We start from the raw sequence: 22,745 nt of genomic DNA on the forward strand, positions 1-22,745 counted from the left end.
AACCTGTCCCCGCGTCCCCGGGCCAGCATTGGAGCTGGTCTTTTTGTTTGGCTGGATTTTTTTGGTTAACCATGGGTATTAAGTTCTATTTTTAATATTTCTAATTGTTTTACTCGCTAATTTGATATAGTATTTATATACTAGAAAAGGAGGAGTGAAATGAAAAATATTGATGAAATGTATCAGTTGGAGCGCTTTTCCAAAACTGATGAAGAATTTGAACTGTATTATGAAAATGAGCTGAAGCCAAAAGTGGAAGCATTGGAAAAAGAGCGCCTGAAAACAATGGATTTGGCAAAAGGCCAGGCAAAAAAGCTAATCCTGCCGGTTGCAGGTTTAATACTTATTTATATATTTTTATCGGACTTAGCTTTTTATGCTTTTGCTGCTGTTGTACTTTATGGCGCTTATTTGTTTTCAGATGTAAGGAAACAAAGAAAAGCACTTTCCCAGAAAATTAAAGAGGAAGTCGTCACAGATCTTGTTCATTTTTTAAATCAAAACTTTACATATGAACCAAGAAAGTATCTGGCAAAAAAGCAATTTATACGGTCAAATATTTTTAAAAACAATCCCGACCGTTACTCCGGGGATGATTTGATTAAAGGTTTTGTCGGGAGCGACAAAAAAGAAGTGCAGGATATTGACGGCAATCCAACGAAAACAGACCTTTCCTTTTCAGAAGTGCATGCACAAAAAGTAGAACGCTACCGGGATAAAAACGGCAAAACAAAAGAACGCGTACATACCATCTTCCAGGGATTATTCTTTATTGCCGATTATAATAAAGATTTTGATGGTTTGACGATTGTGGTGCCAAAGAAAAGAAAAATAAATATTTTGCCATCCATATTTGATTCCAACAGCGAGAACAAATTAGAAGAAGTAAATCTGGAAAACATCGAATTCATGGACAAATTCACGGTTCGGACAACCGATCAGATTACCGCCAGATACATTTTGACGCCTAATTTCATGCACAGGCTGATGGAATTCACGACAAGAGAACCGGAAAAAGCCGAACAGCAGGAAACACAGGAGCAGCCAAAATCAATTAAAGAAGCATTTCAAATGGGGCTGAGTGCTGCAAGTAATTCAACAACGGAAAGTTATTTTGAAACAGCCCCCTATTTCTCGTTTCGCAACGGGAAAATGTATTTCATGCTCCCTACGAAAAAGAAACACTTTGAGTTTAACCTGCTGCTGCCGCTAAATAAAGACTTGATTAAAAGCTACTTTTCCGATATCAATATTGCATTGGAGCTTGTAGATGAATTGAACTTGAATTTACGTATCTGGAACAAAGAATAAGCGTTAGAAAGGATGTAAGAGAATGGGAATGTTTGTAGCTATCGGCATTGCGGCCGTACTTGCGTTATTTTTCGTAATAAGCTATAACCAGATGAAAAAACAGGCAGTAAATGTGGAAAATGCTTTTGGTGATTTAGATGCATTTCTTATGAAGCGTGTCGATCAATTGGATAACCTTATCCAAACTGCACGGGTTGCGACCGATAAAGAGATTGAGGGATATGAAAAAATTATCGGACTCAGAGAAGGTATTGTTGGTGCCCATAATATGGATGAAAAACTAAAAGCCCATATTAACATGCAGCGTGAAATACCAATGGCTATGGCCAGAATCGAACGGTATCCGGAATTAAAATTTAATGAAAATTACTTGCACATTCAGCGTTCCATTAATGATATCGAGGAGCAAATTCAGGCAGCACGCCGAAATTTCAACTCCCATACAGGGAAATATAATCAGTTAATTGCTACGTTTCCCCGTAATTTGATCGCCGGCATATTTGGGTTTACGAGTAAACCAATGTTTGAAACACCGCCGGAAAAGCGGGAAAACGTAGATGTTAAAGCTTTGTTTAACCGTTAGACTGCCGGTAATTTTAGCGGCAGGAGATTAAAAACAAACTCAACACCCCCTCACTGTAAATGTTCAGGCGGGGGTGTTGTATGTTTTTTTTGTTCCACTTCCGAAAAAATATTTTCCTTGCTGTCGGGCTGCGGTAAGTGCATGGAACGTGATGGCGGGGCAATCTGATCGAGCCGCTGATTTATTTCCTTGGTAAACTCGTAAAAGTCCTTTTTAGTTACAGGCTGCGCTTGTGGTTTTAATGTAAATCCGATTTGTCCGTTGGGCTCAAGTGTGCACCACTGGACATCACTGATTTTAGACACATTTTTCTGCCGTAAATTTGTTTCCAATTGATCTACTGTCAGCCGCATTTTCCTCAGATTTTTCTCATTCAGCACCCCGTTTTCGATCACTACTTTAGCACTGCCGGTAATCAACTTTTCAAAAAAATTGAATTTTATTTGTACATATTCCATCACTATCAGCGTTAAAATCAGCATGAGACCTACTCCCAATGTAACCCAAATGTTTTCTCCTGCAAGCGGCTGAATCAATAGGGAACCAATCCCGATCATAATAACAGTTTGCGTCAGTGTCATCTGGGAGATGGACTTTCGGCCGGCAAGCCGGAGTAAAAATGTCCCTCCTAAAACAATGAGAACGGATTTCCATATCCAAGCAAATTCCATATTATCTATACCCCATTTCCAGAATAAAATCATGCTTAGTTTAAGAGTCTATCCGTTCTTTTATACACGGAACAGAAAGACTTATTTCGCGTCCTGCATCCACAAACATTTAACCGGGAAGCGGACTTTTCAGCCCCGTTTTCCCAGTGAAAAAACAGAAGAATTATAGTATACTGATAAATGAAAGAGAATGGCAGCAGATCGCGAGAAAAAGCAAAAACTGCTCTACCTGTTAGTTAAAGGATTCCAGGGAGTTCATTTGTAAATATTAAAGGGTGAAAATAATGGAACAAACCAAGCAGCTTGGCTGGGATATTACCCGTTATGATGGAAATATCTCATCAAAAGACCATGTGGAAATAGAAGAAGAGTTTCCGCTGACGATAGTTTTAAATGGCGAAGAATTTGCCACGATGATCTGCTCCCCCACCCATCTTCGCGAATTGATTATTGGCTTTCTGGCTTCAGAGGGAGTCATCCGGAAGACGGAGGAAATCACTTCTATCCATGTTGATGAGGATCAGGGCTTTGCTTATGCCGAAATTGACCGCCCGCTTCTGCTTGATGACCATTCCAAACGGTTTATTGGATCATGCTGCGGAAAAAGCCGGCAATTTTATTTTAAAAGTGATGTCCGTACAGCCAAAACGATTCAAAGCAAAATGACTGTTTCTGTGGAGAAAAGCGCAAAACTGATGCGTCTCATGCAGGAGGGGTCCGAACAATTTTTACGAACCGGGGCAGTGCATAATGCAGCACTTTGCACACCTGATGAATTGCTTTTTATCCGAACAGATATAGGAAGGCATAATGCACTGGATAAAATTTATGGACAGGTTTTGGACAAAAAAATCCGTATGGCTGATAAATTAATTGTTTTCAGCGGCAGGGTTTCATCTGAGGTTTTATTGAAGGTATCAAAGATTGGTGCAGGTATTTTAATTTCAAAATCAGCCCCGACCAGACTGGCACTGGAGCTGGCAAATGATTTGGGGATCACAGTTGTCGGGTTTGCCCGGGGGAACAGTTTGAATATTTATACGCATGGAGATAGAATTACAGAGGTTTAGCAAGGATAATTTAAATATAAGGACCACTTGATTAAAAAGAACTTATGCTTGCTGTGAACTGTTTTTTTATATTATAAAAGGCTGCCGGAAACTCGGCAGCCCTTCTTTTATTTAACCGGATTCACCATCTTTTCATATTTATCCGGTATAGGTTTTCCCCACATTTTATGGAGGATAAAGGCCAATGCAACCAGTACAACAATTCCTGTTCCGAGCGCTATTACAGATGAACCCGTCATACCCGCAATCAGGAAGGAAAGAACGCCACTGACACCGGCGGTAATCGCATATGGTATTTGCGTGTTTACATGGTCTATATGATCACTTGATGCCCCTGCTGAAGACAATATTGTTGTATCCGAAATTGGTGAACAATGATCTCCAAAAATTCCGCCGCTGAACACAGCCGCAATAGCAAGATAAATGGAAATATCCATGGAAACTGCGAGCGGCATAGCGATTGGAATCATAATCGCAAACGTCCCGTACGATGTACCTGTAGTAAATGCGACAATAGATGCAACCACAAATATCAAAAACGGAATAATGGCCGGTGATGTTGTTTGTTCAGCAAAATTCACAAGATATTCTGCTGTTCCAAGTTCAGAAGTGACACTGCCAATGGACCACGCCAGTGCCAATATAATATATACAAGGGTCATACTGCGGAAGCCGGTCACAATAATGGACATTGCCTCTTTAAATGAATATAGCTTCTGCTGCATACCCATCAGCATGGCCACAAGCCCTGCTGCAAAAGCAGCAATCAAGATGGAAGTCGCTCCATCTGCTTCACCGAAAGCTGTAACCAGATCCTGTTCCGGATACCCTCCTGTCCAAAGAAACAATGGAGGAATTAGTCCTACCAAAACAATAAGCGGTACAACCATATTCTTTATTTTTGGTGTGTAATCTTCCGGCATCTCCACATCCATCATTTCCGTATCCGATGACGGCTCGGCCCCATCACGAAGCAATTTGCCGGCAGTTCTTGCACGGTATTCAGCCTGGGCCATCGGACCGAAATCCCATTTCAGGAAAATAATAATACCGACAAGCAGAATGGCTAAAATAGAATAAAAATTAAATGGGATCGTAAAGATATAAGTCATATATTCCGAACCTGATATACCCAATTCCACGAACTGTGCTCCAATCAATCCCATAACAAAGACAACCCAGGTAGAAACCGGGCCAAGCAAACAAATCGGCGCCGAAGTGGAATCCACAATATAGGCAAGCTTTTCACGGGAAACACGCATTTTATCCGTTACAGAACGCATAACACTGCCAACTGTCAAGGCATTAAAGTAATCTTCAAAGAAAATAATTATGCCAAATAACATGGTCGAACCCTGTGCACCTTTGGGGGATCTTACTTTACGGGAAATAGCATTCGCTATCGCATGTGCCCCGCCCGTCTTTTGCAGAAATGCAATGAGAACACCAAATAGCCCGCAGTAAATCAATACGGTGGCACTCCATGGGTCACCGACATTGGGTATAATAAAATCACTGAAACTGGCATACAACCCCATAAAAGGGTTCCAGTCATAGATCATCGTTGCGCCTAGCCATACACCCGCAAACAGAGCAGGGATAACGTTTCGGGTAATGAGCGCCAGTACAATCGCAATCACTGGAGGCAACAACGACAACACACCAAAATCCATAATCAAGTCTCCTCTCAAAAATTATGTATGCTATTACAATTCTATTTAAATTGAAAAAATCCTGCTTTATTAGCACCAAATTTTAAGCAAGGTATCACAAAGGCGCAGCCAAACTTGACTGCGCCTTATTTTGGAGTTAATCACTTCTGCTAGCATACTAATTTACTTGCCTGTCCCAATGGCGATGGGCAGCAACAGCCTGGGTAAATTGTTCCACAAATGCTTTACTGTCACCATTTACAACGACCCCAGGGCTGTCTTTCATATTAAGCTCTTCCAGCCATTTCACCCCGTCATGAGTTGCGCCAATCGGCTTGTAATGATTAAATGCATCATTCAGGAACTGTGTCGTCTTTTTATGAAACTTTGAACTTTCCGCTGTTCCACCGACAATATATATAGCATCATAATTCACTGAATCAGTTGTGGAGAAAGTGTGGTCAACCATCATGTCTCCTCCGTTTCTTCCTGATACTTTTCCTTGTTGTTCACTAACGATATGATATTTCATCCCCTGTGCATTTAATCCATGCAAAATCTCCTTCACGTCCGCATCATCGAACCCGTTATCCAAAATAACGCCAACTAAACGAGTCGCAGCTGTTTTTATCGTATTTGCCTGACTTAATGCCGGGGAGGATTTTGTTAGATTTAATCCACCTGCTGTCGGCACTTGTGCCCCGATATTTCTGGCAAAGGCAGCCGCCAGTCCCAAATCCACCTTGGCATACATATCCACTACCTGCTGCCGTATCATCATGCTTTTCACTCTCCCTAGTTCAAAGCTGAATGCATCAATTATATGCTGTTTTTCAGTTTCACTCATACTGTTCCATACGAGCTTAACCTGTGAAAAATGATCATTAAAGGTAGCACTGCGGGAACGGACCTTCCTTCCATCCACTTTTTCCTGATAATGAGCGTATCCGCCCTCTTTTTCCGTTGCAGGCTTTGGAGTGTTTGCTGCAATGGAATTATTATGATAAGAAACTTTGCCCTTGTTAATTGTCTGTCTGTAATAGCCGTCACGCTGATTATTATGGAATGGACAGATCGGCTTATTTATTGGAAGTTCATGAAAATTCGGCCCTCCAAGCCGGATTAATTGGGTATCTGTATAGGAAAACAAGCGCCCTTGAAGCAGCGGATCATTAGTAAAATCGATACCTGGCACCACGTGTCCCGGATGAAAGGCTACTTGCTCTGTTTCCGCGAAGAAATTATCCACATTTCGATTCAATGTTAATTTGCCAATTATTTTTAGCGGAATATCTTCTTCCGGCCACAGCTTTGTTGCATCCAGAATATCAAAATCAAATGCAAACTCATCTCTTTCTTCGATGATCTGCACACCTAACTCAAATTCCGGAAAGTCCCCGTCTTCAATAGCTTCCCATAAATCCCTGCGATTGTAGTCAGGATCATTACCGGAGATTTTTTGTGCTTCATCCCACACAAAAGAATGCACACCAAGCTTCGGCACCCAATGAAATCTTACGAATCGGGCCTTTCCTTGTTCATTCACAAATCTGAACGTATTGATGCTAAATCCTTGCATCATCCGATAGCTTCGAGGAATTGCCCGGTCGGACATTAACCAGAGAACCTGATGGGCGGTTTCCTGATTATTTGCTACAAAATCCCAAAATGTATCATGCGCACCTGTCGCCTGCGGTATACCATTATGAGGTTCAGGTTTAATAGAATGTACGATATCAGGAAATTTAATTCCATCTTGAATAAAAAATACGGGCATATTATTGGAAACCAGATCGTAATTTCCTTCTTCGGTAAAAAATTTTGTCGCAAACCCTCGAACATCCCGTACAATATCCGAGGATCCTCTTTCTCCTACCACTGTAGAAAAACGGGTAAATACCGGCGTTTTCTGTCCCGGCTTTTGCAGAAAACCCGCCTTTGTATACTCTTTCATGGATTCATAGACCTCAAACACACCGTGTGCAGCAGATCCGCGTGCATGAACGACCCTTTCCGGTATCCGTTCATGGTCAAAGTGGGTGATCTTTTCCCGGAAATGAAAGTCCTCCATCAGTGTGGGTCCCCGCTCACCTGCCGTTAAGGAAAGTTCATCCTCCGACATTTTCAGCCCTTGATTTGTAGTCAACTTTTTGTTGGAGTCATCGGTTCGAAACTGCTCTAGCTGCTCATGCTTTTTGTTTTCAAATGACCTATCACTCATAAACATATTTCCCTTCTTTTAGGTATTTTAGTTTTATCCTCCCCAAAAGCATTGAGTTATATGATTAGTCTATTATTGGTTTGACTGGTGAGCGAATATTTTAAATCACACCTGTAACTTATACTTTTCGTAACCAGTCCTCTAAATAAACTTGGCAATATGATAAAATATTTTAAAAACTTGATACTATATACCTATTTTTATGATATAATCATTATAATTAGGTAAATATACTCATAGAACGAAAGGGTGAGCAAACTGCGGTTAAAACTATTTATTATAAGTCTGTTTTTGTTATCTGCTGTTACTGCCTTTTCGTATGGAGAGATTCCGGTTGATCATTTGGTATACATACGAGCCTTGATTTTATACTGGATCTTTTCCACACTTTATTCCCACCTGAATATTATCGTGAAAAAAGGTAACGTAAATATGGATAAAGGGATTTCCTATGGGCTGTCCATTGGATTATTTGCAGGGCCTTTAGGCATATTTATTTTTGAGTTTGTTCAGCGTTTTATCGTATATTTTAATCGAAAAATTACAAATACAGCGGATCCGGATGAATTTTTACATACCTTTTACAACACCGGCTCTTTCGCACTGAACAACTCCATTGCATTTTTTCTGTTCACTGCCTTATATCCGGCCGCTCAGCAAATTCCGTTTGGATTCTGGCTTCTGATGATACTATTGGTCATCGTTACAGCTATGCTGTCGGATACTTATCTGATTATTATTTTTTACATAACAGGCAGTATCAGTTCCAAAAAAGAAGCAATGGAATTTATTAAGTCAAGAAGTGTCTTGGATATGGGAAAAACAGCCTTTTCCAATGGCTTATTATTTCTCTTCCTTTTGGAGCAGCACTGGGAAATCATTGTCGCGTTATTCCTGCTGAATTATTTGGTAAGCCGCTCTTTCCTGGAAAAATCCAAAAGTGCCCAGCATAAAATGGAACGGGATAAATTTAAACAAATGGCTTATACAGATTTCTTAACAGAGGTGTATAACCGGGCATATATGGATAGGAAAATGGAGTCGCTAAATGCATCGAATGAAAAAATCGGCATCATCGTATCCGATATTGATTCTTTTAAAGAGATTAATGATAATTATAACCACGCCGTAGGAGACAGGGTAATCCAGCATTACGCGGCAACACTGCAAAGTTTTTTGAAAAAAGACGATTATCTATTTCGCAGCGGTGGAGACGAATTTACTATTTTCCTCAGAAACAGGAGCTTCAGGGAGTGTACAGAACTGGTCGAGGATATGAGAGCACATGTGGAAGCCTCCCCCGCTGCTGTGGAGGATAGGCATTTTCCCTATAGCGCTTCTTTCGGTCTCTATTATTATAAAGCAAATGAGCAGGCAGATATTAAAAAAGCCTATGTCCATGCAGATAACTTATTGCTTCAGGCCAAATCCGGCGGAAAAAACAGGACGTCATTTAAATATGGTATGAATGACGCGCCTTTAGCGGAAAGGTTTGCACATAACAGAGCTGAAAAAACAAGGTAAAACATACTAAGATTAGTGGACAAAGTCACCAGTCGATGACCTTACCCACTAATCTTAGTGTGTTTTTACAGAAAAAGTACTCTCCACTCTTCATTATAATATATATCATCGATTTTCAATGCTTTTTTTTCTTCTGCAAAAACTTCAAACTCCTTTGAGGAATACAGTTTTTTGGCAGGTTCGTTTGAAGTGACTACTGTCAGATAGAGTTATTCAATTCCTCCCATGTTATTCATAACTGTTAACATAACGGAATGTTTGTTCCCCATATTATTCCACAAATTGAATTTCCCGCTGACTAAAATGTTATAATAATATAAAACAAGCTGGAAATGAGGGGTAGCAGTGGATAAGATCATGATTGTGGAGGATGACCCAAAGATAGCGGGCTATTTGCACACGTTTATAGAAAAATATGGCTATGGGGTTTTCACAGAGAAGGATTTTGAAAACCTGATGGATGGTTTTCGCCGGTTTCAGCCGGATTTGGTGCTCCTGGATATCAATCTTCCACGTTTTGACGGGTTCTACTGGTGCAGGCAAATCCGCCTTGAATCAACTTGTCCGGTAATCTTTATTTCTGCCCGTACGGAGGAAATGGATCAGGTCAGGGCATTGGAGAATGGCGGAGATGACTTTATCACGAAACCTTTCCATCCAGATGTAGTGATGGCTAAAATCCGCAGTCAATTGCGCCGGGCATACGGAGAATATGCTGTCCGGAATCAGGAACGCATTCTGCAATTGGACGGGCTAAAGCTTTTTCCAGAAAGAATGGAACTAAGGCTTGGAGAGGATTTCGTAAATTTGAGCAAAAAAGAAGCAGATATCATTGAAATTCTAATTGACAGACACCCTCGTGTGGCCGGCAGGGAAGATTTATTGGAAAAACTATGGGATGATCAAACATTTGTGGATGAAAATACGCTCAATGTGAACATGACACGAGTACGCAGAAAATTTCAGGAACTAGGGATTACCGGAGCCATCGAAACTGTCCGGGGAGCAGGATACCGGCTGCATGTCACCTGGAACGGAGATGAAAGAGGATGAAGCTTTTTCTCAAAGACCACCAATTATTAATTGTGCTGCAAGTCATGCAGTTTGGTCTTGTATTTTTTATTCTTTGGCTAGATGGTTACCGGGACGTTCAAACACTGCTTTATGCTATTTTCCTTGGAATCTTTTTATTCATCTGTTTTCTCGTCTACCGTTATGTGACTCGAAGTAAATTTTACAAAAGGCTCAGCCGGCCGATGACCACACTGGATGAATCACTTGAAAAAACGGGCCAGGAGCCGATTGCTGAAGGACTTGATCACCTGCTGAAATCGCAGTACAGGTTATATGAACAAAGGATAGGTGAAACAGAGGCCAGGAAGGAAGAACATATGACATTTATTGACCGCTGGGTACACCAAATGAAAACTCCCCTCTCGGTAATCGAACTGACAGCCCAGGATCTGGACGAGCCTGAGTCATCCAATATTCGTGAAGAAACTGAACGAATCAAAAATGGTCTCAGTACAGTTTTATATATGGCGCGCCTCCGTACGATTGAAAAGGATTTCAGAATCAAACCCGTCATATTGGAAAACCTGATTCAGGAAGTCAACAGTGAAAACAAACGCTTTTTTATTCGCAGCAAAGTTTATCCAAAATTGCTTAAAAAACGACCTGGCATCATGGTGGAATCAGATGAAAAATGGCTGCATTTTATCATAACACAGCTTATTCAGAATGCAGTGAAGTATTCAAGCGGAAAAAGTCAGCAGGTGAATATTTCATTATATGAGCGTAAGGGCGAGGCTATTTTCGAGGTAAAAGACTTTGGCATTGGCATCCCACCGGAAGATCGCAGCCGCATTTTTCATGCTTTTTATACCGGCGAAAATGGCCGCCATTACCGGGAATCAACCGGGATGGGGCTATTTTTAGTAAAAGAGGTTGCTGATTACTTAGGACATGGCATTGAGATGGAAACCGCTGCCGGGAAGGGAACAACATTCCGAATTGTGTTTTCCCCTGCCCAAAACATTACAACAATGTAAGGAAAATGAAAGGTCGTTCGATCGTTTTAACTGACAAGGCGACTTATACTTTAATTAAAGAAACTTTTCACAAGTGAAAGGAGAACAAAAATGCTTCAAGTTAATAATGTAAGTAAAGTATATGAAGGAAAAGTAGCCTTCAGAGCCTTGTCAGAAATTAATCTCAGTATCGAAAAAGGAGAATTCGTCGGTATCATGGGCCCATCGGGAAGCGGTAAAACAACCCTTCTAAATATGGTTGCTACAATCGACGAGCCGACAACCGGGGAGGTGCTGATTGAAGGAAACAACCCGCACAGTCTGAGCCGGGATGAATTGGCCAAATTCCGCAGACGGGAATTGGGTTTTGTCTTTCAAGAATTTAATCTGCTCCATACGTTGACAGTTGAAGAAAATATCGTCCTTCCCCTGACATTGGACGGAAAACGTGTCAAGGAGATGAAACAGAAAGCAGCTGCCATTGCAGAAAAGTTGAGTATTTCCAGCATCCTGACGAAAAGAACCCACGAAATTTCCGGTGGTCAGGCACAGCGGGCAGCAATAGCGAGGGCAATGATCCATCAGCCGAAACTCCTGCTTGCTGATGAACCAACAGGAAATCTTGATTCCAAGGCATCCAAGGATGTCATGGAAATGCTTGCCTATCTGAATGAGCAGGAAAAAGCAACCATGATGCTCGTTACCCATGACGCGCAAGCAGCAAGTTATGCGGACCGGGTTATTTTCATCCGGGACGGAAAGTTTTATTCGGAAATCCATCATGGTAAAAGCCGGCAGACCTTTTTTCAAAGTATCATTGATACGCTTTCTTTGATGGGAGGGGATGACAGTGACTTTTCGCCAATTCACCGTCAATAACGTCATCCGCAACAAGCGCCTGTATGTTGCTTATTTTTTGAGCAGCCTGTTTACAGTGATGGTCTTTTTTACGTTTGCCATCTTTGCTTTTCACCCGGCATTTATGGATGGATCCATTCGTGGTGAAGTATTGTATGGCATGTCGATTGCCGGTGGGATTATTTACATCTTCTCGTTTTTCTTTGTATTGTATTCGATGAGTTCTTTTTTACAATCACGGAAGAAGGAATTCGGTCTGCTGATGATGCAGGGCATGTCAACAAAGCAGGTCCGTCTGATGGTTTTTATGGAAAATATGCTGATTGGCTTTTTTTCTACACTGGGCGGCATTTTACTCGGGCTGGTGTTTGCCAAAGCAATTCTTCTGTTTGCTGAAAATATGCTTGTTATTGATGAAACCCTTAACTTTTACTTTCCGTTATGGGCAATTATTATAACGTTTGTGTCGTTTATTGTACTGTTTTTGTTTATTTCATTGTTTGTGTCATTTATTCTCCGGACACGGAAACTTATTGACCTGATCAAGGCGGATAAACAATCGAAAGGTGAGCCGAAATCGTCTGTTATTCTGGCAATTATTGCTGCGATATTGCTTGCTGCAGGTTATGCGACTGCTCTGTATGTGGAAGGGCAAGGCGTTCTTCTTGCCATGCTGCCGGTCATTATCATTGTAATCATTGGTACGTATTTACTCTTTACCCAGTTAAGCGTCTATGTGATCAGGCAATTGAAAGGCAACAAAAGGTTTTTTTGGCGAAAAACAAATATGGTGCTTTTCTCGGACCTCTCCTTTCGCATGAAAGACAACGCAAGAACATTTTTCATGGTTGCAATTATTTCCACTGTGGCATTTAGTGCAATTGGGTCATTGTATGGGTTACAATCTTTTTTGACCAAAGAAGTTAAAGAAATGAATCCATATACTTTCACCTACTCCAATTATGAATCGGATGATTCATTGATACAGGAACATACTAGAACGGTTGAGGAAACACTAAACAAATATGATATTCAGACGGAAACTGCTTCAGAGGAATTGAATTATTTCGAAGTGGAAAACAGTGGAAGACCTGAAGTTTTGATCTCGAAAGAATCGGAGTATAATCGTTTTGCTGCACTTCTTGGTGAAGAAAGAGTTGATGTGGGTAAAAATGAGGCGGTTGTCGTTGGTGATAGTTCAACAGTTATGATAGGTGCAGAACAAAAGGAAAGACTCATGGATGTTCCCATTGTGTTGGAGAACGGGGAGCGCGTCCATCCAAGCCGACTCATATCGACAGTGGTCATGCCGGAAATGTTCTCCTATTATATTGTGGCTGATGAAACGTTTGATGCTTTACCGGATCCAGTCGAAACGAAAACGCATATAACCTGGCAGGCAACACAAGGCTCCGAGGAAGCAATCATCGAAGCCGGGGGGGTATTGCAAAATCAGTTTTCGCCGGGAACATTCAGCGCGATTGATTATTCCATTTATACTATCAATAAAAGCTTTGGTCCTGTATTATTTATCGGTCTTTTTATCGGGATTGTATTTTTTGTATCGGCTGGAAGTTTCCTATATTTCCGGTTATACTCAGATCTTGACCAGGACAAGATGAAATTCAAATCCATTGCCAAAATGGGGTTGACGGAAAAAGAGCTGAAGAAGGTGATCAACCGTCAGACGGCACTCCTGTTTTTTGCTCCAATAGTGGTTGCTTTACTTCATGGGGCTGTCGCTTTGACCGCGCTGTCGAATTTATTTGATTACAATCTTGTTACTGAATCGGCATTGGTACTTGGACTGTTTGCGTTCATCCAAATCATCTACTTTATAATCGTGAGGCATTTTTACACGAAGCAAATTAGAAGTGCTATTTATTGAGTTTCCCGCTTCGGGAATTGCTTCTGCTGATCCGGTTTCCTTCACCGCATAAACACCTAAATGTAAAGTCGGAAACCGGATTTTTATTTAAGTTTTTGATTGCTGTAATAGTTGTTTTATTGAATGTATCTTATATTTAACTATTTGAATCAGCAGTCATAAACATAGTGCGATTGAAATAGCACCCTTTCACCAGATTAGTATATTATGCTGCAGACTGCAGTTATTGCAGCTCTTAAATGCGTATTTATTCAAACGTTTGAACAATGTTGGTTATACTTGGATAATATCAAACTAACATTAATTTAAGGAAGATAAGATCTACCGCCCTTTATTAACATTGACACCGGTAAAAAAATTTTTTCAGCTATATAATTATAAGTAAAAATAAACGGTGAATTCTCTAGGTTTACAAATACCAATTCATGTCTCCATCCCCAAAGTCACCAAACCAAAAAGGTCCAAATCCCGGGTTGATTTGGACCTTTGCATGCGCTGTTTGCTATACTACATTCTTTTTCTTCATCTGTTTGCTGCGGAGCTGGCCGCATGCAGCATCAATGTCCGCACCGTTTTCCCAGCGTACGCCGCAGTGAATCCCTTTCCCTTTTAACGTTTCAAAGAATGCCTGGATCGTTTCCGAATCACTGCGCTGATAATAGCTATGCTCGTCAACGGTATTATAAGGGATTAAATTAACATAGGCCAAATGGCGATGATCCTCGAGAAGCTTGGCAAGCTGTATTGCTTCTTCCTCATGGTCATTTACGTCTTTCAGCATAATATATTCATACGTGATCCGCCGGTTGGTCTTTTCCAAATAATAATCAACAGCCTTCATCAGTTTTTCAATCGGAAAGGCTTTGTTGATTTTCATGATGCTTGTTCTCAGTTCATTGTTTGGCGCGTGAATGGAAATGGCCAGGTTCACCTGGATTCCTGTATCGGCAAATTCATAAATTTTATGGGCAAGCCCGCTCGTTGAAACGGTAATATGTCTTGCACCTATATTTAAGCCTCTGTCATCATTGACAACGTAGAGGAAATCCATCAGATTAGTAAAGTTATCAAATGGCTCGCCGATGCCCATTACCACAATGTGGCTGACACGCTCGCCTGCTCCTTTTTCGTCCAGATCCTTTTGTACATTCATAATCTGCTCCACGATTTCCCCGCTGGAAAGGTCGCGGCTTTTTCTCAATAAACCGCTCGCACAAAAGGAGCACCCGATATTGCAGCCAACCTGTGTGGTCACACATACAGATAATCCATAATTAAAACGCATCAGCACGGTTTCAATTAAATTGCCATCTGCCAGCTTGAATAAGTATTTAATGGTACCATCTTTGGATTCCTGCTTCATTTCTTCTTCCGTTGTATGCAGGACAAAGTTTTCTTCCAGCAGCTCGATGGTTTGTTTATTCACGTTTCTCATATCCCTGAAGGTGGCCACACGCTTTTTATACAGCCAATTCCAGACCTGATCCACACGAAAGCGCTGCTGTCCGCGGTCAGTCAGCCAATCAGTCAATTGTTCATATGTCAGTCCATAAATGGATGGTTTAGTCATTATTGGAAACCTCATTTCTCAGAAGGCTTTTTACTATTATATTGCAATTTATTATCTTACTACAGTTTGAGGAAATTTTCAATGATTGTCTTCTTTGTAGTTTTATTAACATTTAAAGGTCTTTTACACTGGCTAAAACACTTTATCGCGTTTTTCTTTGCGAAGACCTCTGCTTCATCCTCCTTGCTTAGCCGCGGAATATTCGGCTGAGCTGTTTCAGGTGACGCCGCCTCACCCTCCAATCCAGGCAATATAAAGAGTAAAATACTTTCATATGAATGTCCGGATACTTAACTAAAATAAACCACCATGAAATTAACTCAACTTTATGGTTTACCCATATCATATTTAGTTCTATTGAATTAAACCTGCAAGCTAAAAACTGGACGCTGCCGCTTGAAACACGTATTATTTCTTACTAAGGAAAAAGAAATCAGGAGGTTATACATTGGTTTCCCATCAATTTAAAAAATTTAACGATATACCGCTCTCCGTACTCGATCTGGCTCCTGTCAATGAGGGCGGAACACCGAAGGAATCTTTTAAAGCCAGCGTGAAATTGGCACAGCATGTGGAGAAACTTGGATTCAACCGTTACTGGCTGGCAGAGCACCATAATATGCCGGGGATAGCCAGTTCTGCAACATCCGTGATCATGGGGCATATTGCGGAAAAAACGAATAAGATACGCATCGGGGCCGGCGGCGTTATGCTGCCAAATCACGCAACACTTGTGATTGCAGAACAATTTGGTACACTTGAATCCCTTTATCCCGGACGTATTGATCTCGGTCTTGGCCGTGCACCCGGCAGTGATCAGGCTACAGCCTATGCTTTACGCAGAACCCTGAACATGAGTGTGGAGGATTTCCCTATGCAGGTGGATGAGCTGCAGGATTATTTTTCCGATGAACCTGTCTCCCGCGTAAAAGCGGTGCCCGGGCAAGGCCTTGATATTCCTATCTGGCTGCTCGGCTCAAGTGACTTCAGTGCAAGGCTGGCAGCGCAAAAGGGCCTTCATTTTTCTTTTGCAAGTCATTTTGCACCTGCGTATACGATACCTGCTTTGCAGTTGTACAGGGATCGTTTTCAGCCATCGGAATCATTGGAAAAACCATATGCCATGGTTGGTGTCAACGTAATCGCAGCAGATACGGATGAAAAAGCAAAATATATTGCCACTTCCCTCCAGCAGCAATTTCTCAGCATTCGCAGAGGCCAGCCAATGAAACTGCAGCCGCCGCTGGAAAATATTGAAGAAGTATACTCAACGATGGAGCTGGAAGCAATCAAACAATCATTGGATCCAAGGACGACTATTATCGGTGATAAGGACACGGTGAGAAAGGGGCTTGAACAATTTCAGGAAGCAACACAGGCAGATGAGATGATTATCAGTGCACAAATCTTTAACTTGGAAGATCGCCTGCGTTCCTTTGAAATTGTTTCAGAGCTGATGGAGTAGAATAATTATGTGAAAAGCCGCCATCCAAAAAAGGATGGCGGCTTTTTTTGATAAGAAAGAAATTTATTCATTCCGATATTCACTTTATTGTTGGAAAACGGGTATATTTGGCAATCACTCTTTGCCATGCTGACCGAGCAAAATCAGCTTTATATAGCGGCATATCTGATGTGGTGGGTGGCTAGTTCGTTTGACGAGCAATTTTCCATTCTTAATGAGCAGTTTTAATACTTGCTGAGCGGGTTTCCGGATAACCTGCCATTAATTAGACTTTTCTTTCAGCAGCTTTTTAATTTCCTTTAATTCTTTCTGCACCTCAGCCAGCTTAATATCAGTTGGCGTTGGTGTTTCCTCCCGGCTTGCCTCTTCCACATTATTTACGATGACACCGACAAATAAATTAATGATGACAAAGGCGCCAATAATAATAAACGTAACAAAATACCACCAGGAAGATGGATCTTCTTCCAAAATCGGTCTCATAACGCCGCTCGCCCAGGATTCCAGCGTTATTACCTGGAAAAGGGACAACAACGAATCATGCAGGGTGCCGAAGTATTCAGGAGCAATCGTCTGAAACATCATAGTTCCAATTACAGCGTAAATATAAAAGAACAATCCAAGCAGAAGCATAATCGTTCCCATGGAAGGAATGGTTAATAAAAGTGCGTTCACCATTTTTCGCAATGATGGGATCACAGAAACAGCACGCAGAACACGGAGTACCCGCAAAATCCGCAGTACTGTAACGTAGTATGAACCGACTAAAATATGTCCTGCTGCCACAATCAAAAAATCAAACACATTCCATGGTTCCTTGAAAAACGATCCAATCGATCTGCTTCCAATTAGCCTTATAATAATTTCCAACGTAAAAATCCAAAGAAGAATACGGTCTCCTATGTATAACCAGCTGCCGTAATTACCAAGAATAGCCGGATAAGTTTCTAAACCCACGATTACCGCATTGATAAAAATCAACACAATAATGATGTTCATAAACCAGGGATGGCCGGCAATAGTTGCGCAAAGTTGTTTAAAGCTTTTCATGAAATAAGTAAACTCCCTTCATATGTAATTTTACTTATTTCATTCGTTATTGTCATCTAAAATTTCGTATGAATATACATTTTGAATCGACTGCTTAAGTCTGTTCAACATGATTCCGGCAGCTATGATGAGTTTTCTATACTGCACAGGTGGGAAAAGGCCGAGAACAGATATTCCATAATGCTCGGTTGTATTTGGTTATTGATTGGCGCGGATCTTTTGTGCCATGCATAATCTCATCCTGATCAAACACTTCTTGTAAAACAATACCTGTCCAATTATAATGAATGAAAACAATGCAGTATTTTCACTGGGCAAGGAGAAACAGGAAATGCGGACATATCAACAGTCATTATTGCGCTGGTTTCATACATTATCTCCATTCAAATTACTTTTGTTCTTTTATTTAATCGCTGTCTTTATATCCGCTATTCTGATGTCCTTTCCTTTTGTTTACCAGGAAGGCACAGAAATTGCTTTCATAGATCGGTTGTTTACCGCAATAAGTGCACTTAGTGTCACGGGGCTCAGTACCATCAGTATTGCGGATACGCTAAGCGTAACGGGAATCGTCATTTTAGCCTGTATCATGCAGGTGGGTGCACTCGGTGTCATGGCGATAGGTACATTGATCTGGCTTTTACTGGGAAAGAAGGTTGGGTTGAAAGAGCGGCACCTGATTATGACAGATCAGAACCAGACAACGTTTGAAGGCATGGTGCGGCTAATCAAACAGCTCGTGTATATACTCTTCACGGTTGAATTGGTCGCTTCATTCGTGCTGGGCACATATTTTATGTATTATTTTCCCACTGCAGGACAAGCATATTTGCATGGTGTTTTCCAAACGATCAGCGCAGTTTCCAATGGAGGCTTTGCGCTCTCCAATGAATCTCTGGCACTTTTTAGCAATGACTATTTCGTACAACTTGTTACGATGCTGTTAATTATATTCGGGGCAATTGGATTTCCGGTGCTGATGGAAGTGAAGGAGTTTCTTGCTGCTAAAATCAGACGCACCCAGGCAAAAAGATTTTCCTTGTTTGCGAAATTGACAACGGTCACTTTTTTTATGCTGGTTCTCGTTGGCACGCTGTTCATATACATGTTGGATGCGGAAAGTTTTTTCGCGGGGAAATCCTGGCATGAATCTCTCTTTTATTCGCTGTTCCAGTCAGTAACAACCAGGAGCGGCGGTTTATCAACCATGGATGTGAGCCAGTTGACAGAAGAAAACCACTTGTTCATGACGGCGCTGATGTTCATTGGCGCGTCACCGAGCAGTGCAGGCGGCGGCATCCGGACAACAACCTTTGCGTTGGCAGTTTTATTCATCATGGCCTATGCCAGAGGCAGACGACACATTCGTATTTTTAACCGGGAAGTGCATGAGGAGGATGTACTGAAAGCAGTAGCAGTAATCATGATAGCGATCATGCTTGTATTTGTTTGCAGTATACTCATGTCCATTACCGAACCGTTTTCCTTATCTGCAATCCTGTTTGAAGCAACCTCTGCATTTGGGACGGTCGGTCTGTCGCTTGGCATTACAGGAGAACTGTCTGAATTCAGCAAAGTCATTCTAATGCTTTTGATGTTTATTGGAAGAATTGGAATTATTACCTTGCTATTTATATTTAAACCGAATAAAGGGAACAGCGGTATCCATTATCCAAAAGAAAAAATGATTATTGGCTGATCGACTGAGAATAAATAATTACAAAAAACACTTGGCGATGGGGGTAGAATGATGAAACAGGATTTTGCAGTACTTGGTCTTGGCATGTTTGGCGGCAGCATCTGCAGGGAGTTAAGCAAAGAAGGGAAGCAGGTACTTGCAGTGGACATTAATGAAGACAAGGTAAATGAATTCAAAAACATTGCCTCACATGCAGTCATTGCGGATACCACAGATGAGGACACGCTGAGAGAGCTGGGGATCAAGAGTATAGACCATGTTATTGTGGCCATCGGCGAAAATATCCAGGCAAGCATCTTGACCGCAGTAATTCTGACTGATTTGAATATAAAAAAGATAACTGTTAAAGCACAAAATGATTATCATGAAAAAATCTTAAATAAAATTGGTGTGGATGAAGTCGTTCATCCGGAGCGGGATATGGGAAAGCGTATTGCCCACCACATTATCTCAAGCAATGTCCTGGATTACCTGGAATTGTCTGATGAACACAGCATTGTGGAAGTAAAGGCTGGCCGGAAGATGGCCGGGCGTACGTTGATTGAGCTTGATATTCGAAACAAATATGGGTGCAATGTGGTAGCGATAAAAAAAGGGAAGGACATAAATGTATCTCCAGCATCCAATGAGGCTATACAAGCAGACGATATTCTTATCGTGGTCGGCACCAATAATGATATATCCAAGTTTGAACGGCATTTAGTGGTTGATTAAATGGCCTCAGCGAATATAATCAGCAGACACCGTTAACTTAATAAGAGTTAAAGCAAGTGTCATGCTGAGCATCTAATATTCCGCCTTTAAGCTGTTTAAAAGGAATTCATCTCCTGACAAATTCCACCTGCCAGGAGATGATTGCTGAAAAGGGCAAAATATAGTCCCCTCTTCCCTAGCGCTTCTTTCTTTTTGGCCAGGAAGATTGCGGAACATATTGTATCATGGTTTCCAAAACTTTGGCCCACTGCTTTTCATTTAGACTCCCTACTGGAAACTCATTATTTACACCCAGACTGTTTCTTAAGTGTTTTATCTGCGGGACGGTAAAGATGCCCCGTAACGCCATACCCATCGGTGCCTGCGGAAATTTCAGGAGATGGTGACTCATGTTCTGAAAAAGCTGTGCATGTTGATAGGCAATAACAGGTGCTTCCTTGCGTTTAATACTTAATATGGCAGAATCCACTTTGGGCGGGGGTGAAAAATGTTCCTTTGGCACACTCTTTTCCAATCGCAGATCAAACCACATTCGCCATGCCAATACATAAGCATCTTTAAAGTATTTTGCAGTAAATCTTTTTGCGGCACCTCTTTCCACTACAATTACTCCGCGCTGGAAACCACTTTTAGGATTGCTTAACAGCATCTTTAATATTGGTGTAGTAATGGCATAGGGAATATTTGAGACGACCACGAATTTTTTCTTAGGAAGACGGAACTTCATTATATCCTGCTGGATTACTTTTACATTATTACTTTGTATAAATTTCCTCCGCAGCACATCAACATACTTTTGGTCATACTCCACAGCCAGAACTTCTCTTGATGTACTGGCTAATGCTTCTGTCAATGCTCCTTTGCCGGCACCCAATTCAACGATTGTCTCGTTTTTATTTATGCTGGATCTGCTTATAACTTCCTGTATTGTTTTTTTATTATGCATCAAGTGTTGTCCGGAGAAATTGGGCGGCTCACCTCTGCTTAATTTTTTATTACTGTACCTGTACTTCAATTTTCTCATTTTCATTTTCCTCCCTTTAATTTAAAAAAGTCACGACATTCTGTTCGTGATCAGAAAAAAGGGTGGAAAAAACTATCTAAAAAGGATACAAATATGCTGTGGTCATTTGTTCGGAAAAACTCGCAATCGTCCGTATTCTGGCGCATGCATTAATTTATCTTATACTTAAGCCTCCTCAAGGACTCCACATTATGTCGCCCCACATAAGGCAGTTCCCCGCCCCGCCATGAAAATTTGGGATGGCGGTACGGCAGTTCCTCGTCCCACCATAAGGATTTGCTGGAATTATACTTTCTTTTCGTAAAAAAAAAGAAAGGCAGAATGCTCCACCTTTCTCCGTAAAATATACACCGATTGAGAATTATTAAAAATGGACAGACTTATCCCGTTTACTCTGATCACTCACAGAGCCATTGAACGTATTTAATTACGTATGTTCAATGTACGGAAACGAAGCCTGATTGATTGCATTTTTATAATCTCCTCCATCATTTATTTTCATGCAAATTATATACCAATCATTTCAAGAGGTCAAGTGCATATTACACGCATACCTCCCTAATGGAAGTGTTTTTTAGGGACATGCAGTAATTCTAGCCTCCTGATTAAAGTTATCAGTGAGCCATTTCCCCTCACTTACAAAAAACTGATAGATATGTTCGCGATTTGCCGGCGGCTCCTCTATCCATTTCAGCAAAGTACGGATAGTTGGTTCTTTGTCGGGAAAGTATTGAATAAAAACTTCTGACTGTTCACGAAGTCTGGTCGTCCAGATTTGAGAGCGGGCCATTACCATAGAATAGCATGTTCGAATAAGTTTTCGTGCGAAATTTTGGGTGAGTATTTTAAAGTCTTTTTCTGCAGCCGAGGACAACCGTTTCATAGTTCGATCAAGGACTTCCCCAATGTCACCATTAAAACTGATTGCTACCTCAGGACTCAGCTTGTAAGGACCAAACCGCCCCCTTAAATCCTCCCCATGTACACAGACACATAGTTCCTTAAGAAAAGCCTGTTCGTAGTAATTCATTGGATGTATCACATAATCATAATCTGCCATAGCTACCCCCACATCGCGGACTAAATAGTGGTATGTTTCAGATAATTTTTGCGATAATCCTTTTACCTCCTCCTTATCCACCTTCTGCAATGTACCATGGAACAAAGCTAAAAGATCCAGGTCTGATGTACCATAGGCCGCATCACCTCTTGCCACACTGCCATATACATATACACTATGGAGTTTTTTTGGAAATAACTTAGACAATTGATGAACAGATTCTTTTATACATGCATCATAGTCTGCAGAAATTTTGTCTGCAGCAACGTCACTCAAAATATAGCCGTTCTGATCCAGCCCATAACCAGCCTGTAAATATTCCATTTCAATACCTCCCTTACATTGGGTGATGATT

General features: G+C 41.2%; 19 protein-coding genes. 12 read left to right on the plus strand and 7 right to left on the minus strand.

What is annotated here, in order from left to right; all coding sequences use genetic code 11:
- Positions 1–159: 159 nt before the first annotated feature.
- Entirely contained in the window at positions 160–1,311 is a 1,152-nt protein-coding gene (locus tag GHD25_RS11725) for a DUF3137 domain-containing protein (protein WP_164217039.1), read from the plus strand.
- Positions 1,312–1,333: 22 nt separating this feature from the next.
- Positions 1,334–1,894, plus strand: a complete 561-nt coding sequence (locus tag GHD25_RS11730) for a LemA family protein (RefSeq protein ID WP_164217041.1) — start codon at positions 1,334–1,336, stop codon at positions 1,892–1,894.
- Between the two features lie 50 nt (positions 1,895–1,944).
- On the opposite strand, the gene GHD25_RS11735 is transcribed toward GHD25_RS11730, so the two are convergent.
- Positions 1,945–2,565 carry a DUF421 domain-containing protein gene (locus GHD25_RS11735; RefSeq protein ID WP_164217043.1) on the minus strand — a complete coding sequence of 207 codons (621 nt, stop codon included), beginning with the start codon at positions 2,563–2,565 and terminating at the stop codon, positions 1,945–1,947.
- A gap of 284 nt (positions 2,566–2,849) precedes the next feature.
- On the opposite strand from GHD25_RS11735, the gene fdhD reads away from it, so the two are divergent.
- Positions 2,850–3,635 (plus strand): formate dehydrogenase accessory sulfurtransferase FdhD, encoded by a 786-nt coding sequence (fdhD, locus tag GHD25_RS11740; protein WP_164217045.1) that lies wholly within the window; start codon positions 2,850–2,852, stop codon positions 3,633–3,635.
- A gap of 107 nt (positions 3,636–3,742) precedes the next feature.
- On the opposite strand, the gene GHD25_RS11745 is transcribed toward fdhD, so the two are convergent.
- Together GHD25_RS11745 and GHD25_RS11750 are read right to left on the minus strand one after the other, a co-directional pair.
- Positions 3,743–5,308 (minus strand): Na+/H+ antiporter NhaC family protein, encoded by a 1,566-nt coding sequence (locus GHD25_RS11745; RefSeq protein WP_164217046.1) that lies wholly within the window; start codon positions 5,306–5,308, stop codon positions 3,743–3,745.
- A gap of 157 nt (positions 5,309–5,465) precedes the next feature.
- Positions 5,466–7,508, minus strand: coding sequence for a catalase (locus GHD25_RS11750; protein WP_164217047.1), 2,043 nt, complete (start codon positions 7,506–7,508; stop codon positions 5,466–5,468).
- A 411-nt stretch (positions 7,509–7,919) separates the two neighbouring features.
- Here GHD25_RS11750 and GHD25_RS11755 point away from each other — a divergent pair, with 411 nt between their 5' ends.
- The 5 genes from GHD25_RS11755 to GHD25_RS11775 all read left to right on the plus strand — a co-directional run bounded on the left by GHD25_RS11755 (position 7,920) and on the right by GHD25_RS11775 (position 13,808).
- Positions 7,920–9,032, plus strand: a complete 1,113-nt coding sequence (locus tag GHD25_RS11755; protein WP_240452350.1) for a GGDEF domain-containing protein — start codon at positions 7,920–7,922, stop codon at positions 9,030–9,032.
- A gap of 345 nt (positions 9,033–9,377) precedes the next feature.
- A complete protein-coding gene (locus tag GHD25_RS11760) occupies positions 9,378–10,085 on the plus strand; it encodes a response regulator transcription factor (RefSeq protein ID WP_164217048.1) in 708 nt (235 codons plus the stop codon).
- Entirely contained in the window at positions 10,082–11,083 is a 1,002-nt protein-coding gene (locus tag GHD25_RS11765; RefSeq protein ID WP_164217049.1) for a sensor histidine kinase, read from the plus strand. Before GHD25_RS11760 ends, GHD25_RS11765 begins: the two co-directional genes overlap by 4 nt.
- A gap of 90 nt (positions 11,084–11,173) precedes the next feature.
- Positions 11,174–11,941, plus strand: a complete 768-nt coding sequence (locus GHD25_RS11770) for an ABC transporter ATP-binding protein (protein ID WP_164217050.1) — start codon at positions 11,174–11,176, stop codon at positions 11,939–11,941.
- Complete coding sequence (locus GHD25_RS11775) at positions 11,913–13,808, plus strand: ABC transporter permease (protein WP_164217051.1); 1,896 nt, start codon at positions 11,913–11,915, stop codon at positions 13,806–13,808. Before GHD25_RS11770 ends, GHD25_RS11775 begins: the two co-directional genes overlap by 29 nt.
- Before the next feature lie 502 nt (positions 13,809–14,310).
- Here GHD25_RS11775 and rlmN read toward each other — a convergent pair.
- On the minus strand, positions 14,311–15,378 hold the full coding sequence (rlmN, locus tag GHD25_RS11780; protein WP_164217052.1) for a dual-specificity RNA methyltransferase RlmN: 1,068 nt from the start codon (positions 15,376–15,378) through the stop codon (positions 14,311–14,313).
- Positions 15,379–15,826: 448 nt separating this feature from the next.
- Here rlmN and GHD25_RS11785 point away from each other — a divergent pair, with 448 nt between their 5' ends.
- Complete coding sequence (locus GHD25_RS11785; RefSeq protein WP_164217053.1) at positions 15,827–16,843, plus strand: LLM class flavin-dependent oxidoreductase; 1,017 nt, start codon at positions 15,827–15,829, stop codon at positions 16,841–16,843.
- Positions 16,844–16,933: 90 nt separating this feature from the next.
- Positions 16,934–17,071, plus strand: a complete 138-nt coding sequence (locus tag GHD25_RS11790; RefSeq protein WP_164217054.1) for a hypothetical protein — start codon at positions 16,934–16,936, stop codon at positions 17,069–17,071.
- A 33-nt stretch (positions 17,072–17,104) separates the two neighbouring features.
- On the opposite strand, the gene GHD25_RS11795 is transcribed toward GHD25_RS11790, so the two are convergent.
- Entirely contained in the window at positions 17,105–17,893 is a 789-nt protein-coding gene (locus tag GHD25_RS11795) for an ion transporter (RefSeq protein ID WP_164217055.1), read from the minus strand.
- A gap of 331 nt (positions 17,894–18,224) precedes the next feature.
- Between GHD25_RS11795 and GHD25_RS11800 the strand changes: the two genes are divergently transcribed.
- Positions 18,225–19,592 (plus strand): TrkH family potassium uptake protein, encoded by a 1,368-nt coding sequence (locus tag GHD25_RS11800; RefSeq protein ID WP_164217056.1) that lies wholly within the window; start codon positions 18,225–18,227, stop codon positions 19,590–19,592.
- Between the two features lie 51 nt (positions 19,593–19,643).
- On the plus strand, positions 19,644–20,306 hold the full coding sequence (locus tag GHD25_RS11805; RefSeq protein ID WP_164217057.1) for a potassium channel family protein: 663 nt from the start codon (positions 19,644–19,646) through the stop codon (positions 20,304–20,306).
- A 175-nt stretch (positions 20,307–20,481) separates the two neighbouring features.
- Here the strand turns inward: GHD25_RS11805 and erm are convergent, their stop codons facing one another.
- The gene (gene erm / locus GHD25_RS11810; protein ID WP_164217058.1) at positions 20,482–21,330 is read right to left on the minus strand and encodes a 23S ribosomal RNA methyltransferase Erm; all 849 of its coding nucleotides are present in this window, start codon (positions 21,328–21,330) and stop codon (positions 20,482–20,484) included.
- Between the two features lie 574 nt (positions 21,331–21,904).
- Positions 21,905–22,714 (minus strand): nucleotidyltransferase domain-containing protein, encoded by an 810-nt coding sequence (locus tag GHD25_RS11815; protein WP_164217059.1) that lies wholly within the window; start codon positions 22,712–22,714, stop codon positions 21,905–21,907.
- Positions 22,715–22,745 lie beyond the last annotated feature (31 nt).

Origin of the sequence: Virgibacillus aidingensis, from assembly GCF_010994035.1 — a bacterium.
Lineage (GTDB): Bacteria > Bacillota > Bacilli > Bacillales > Amphibacillaceae > Virgibacillus_N.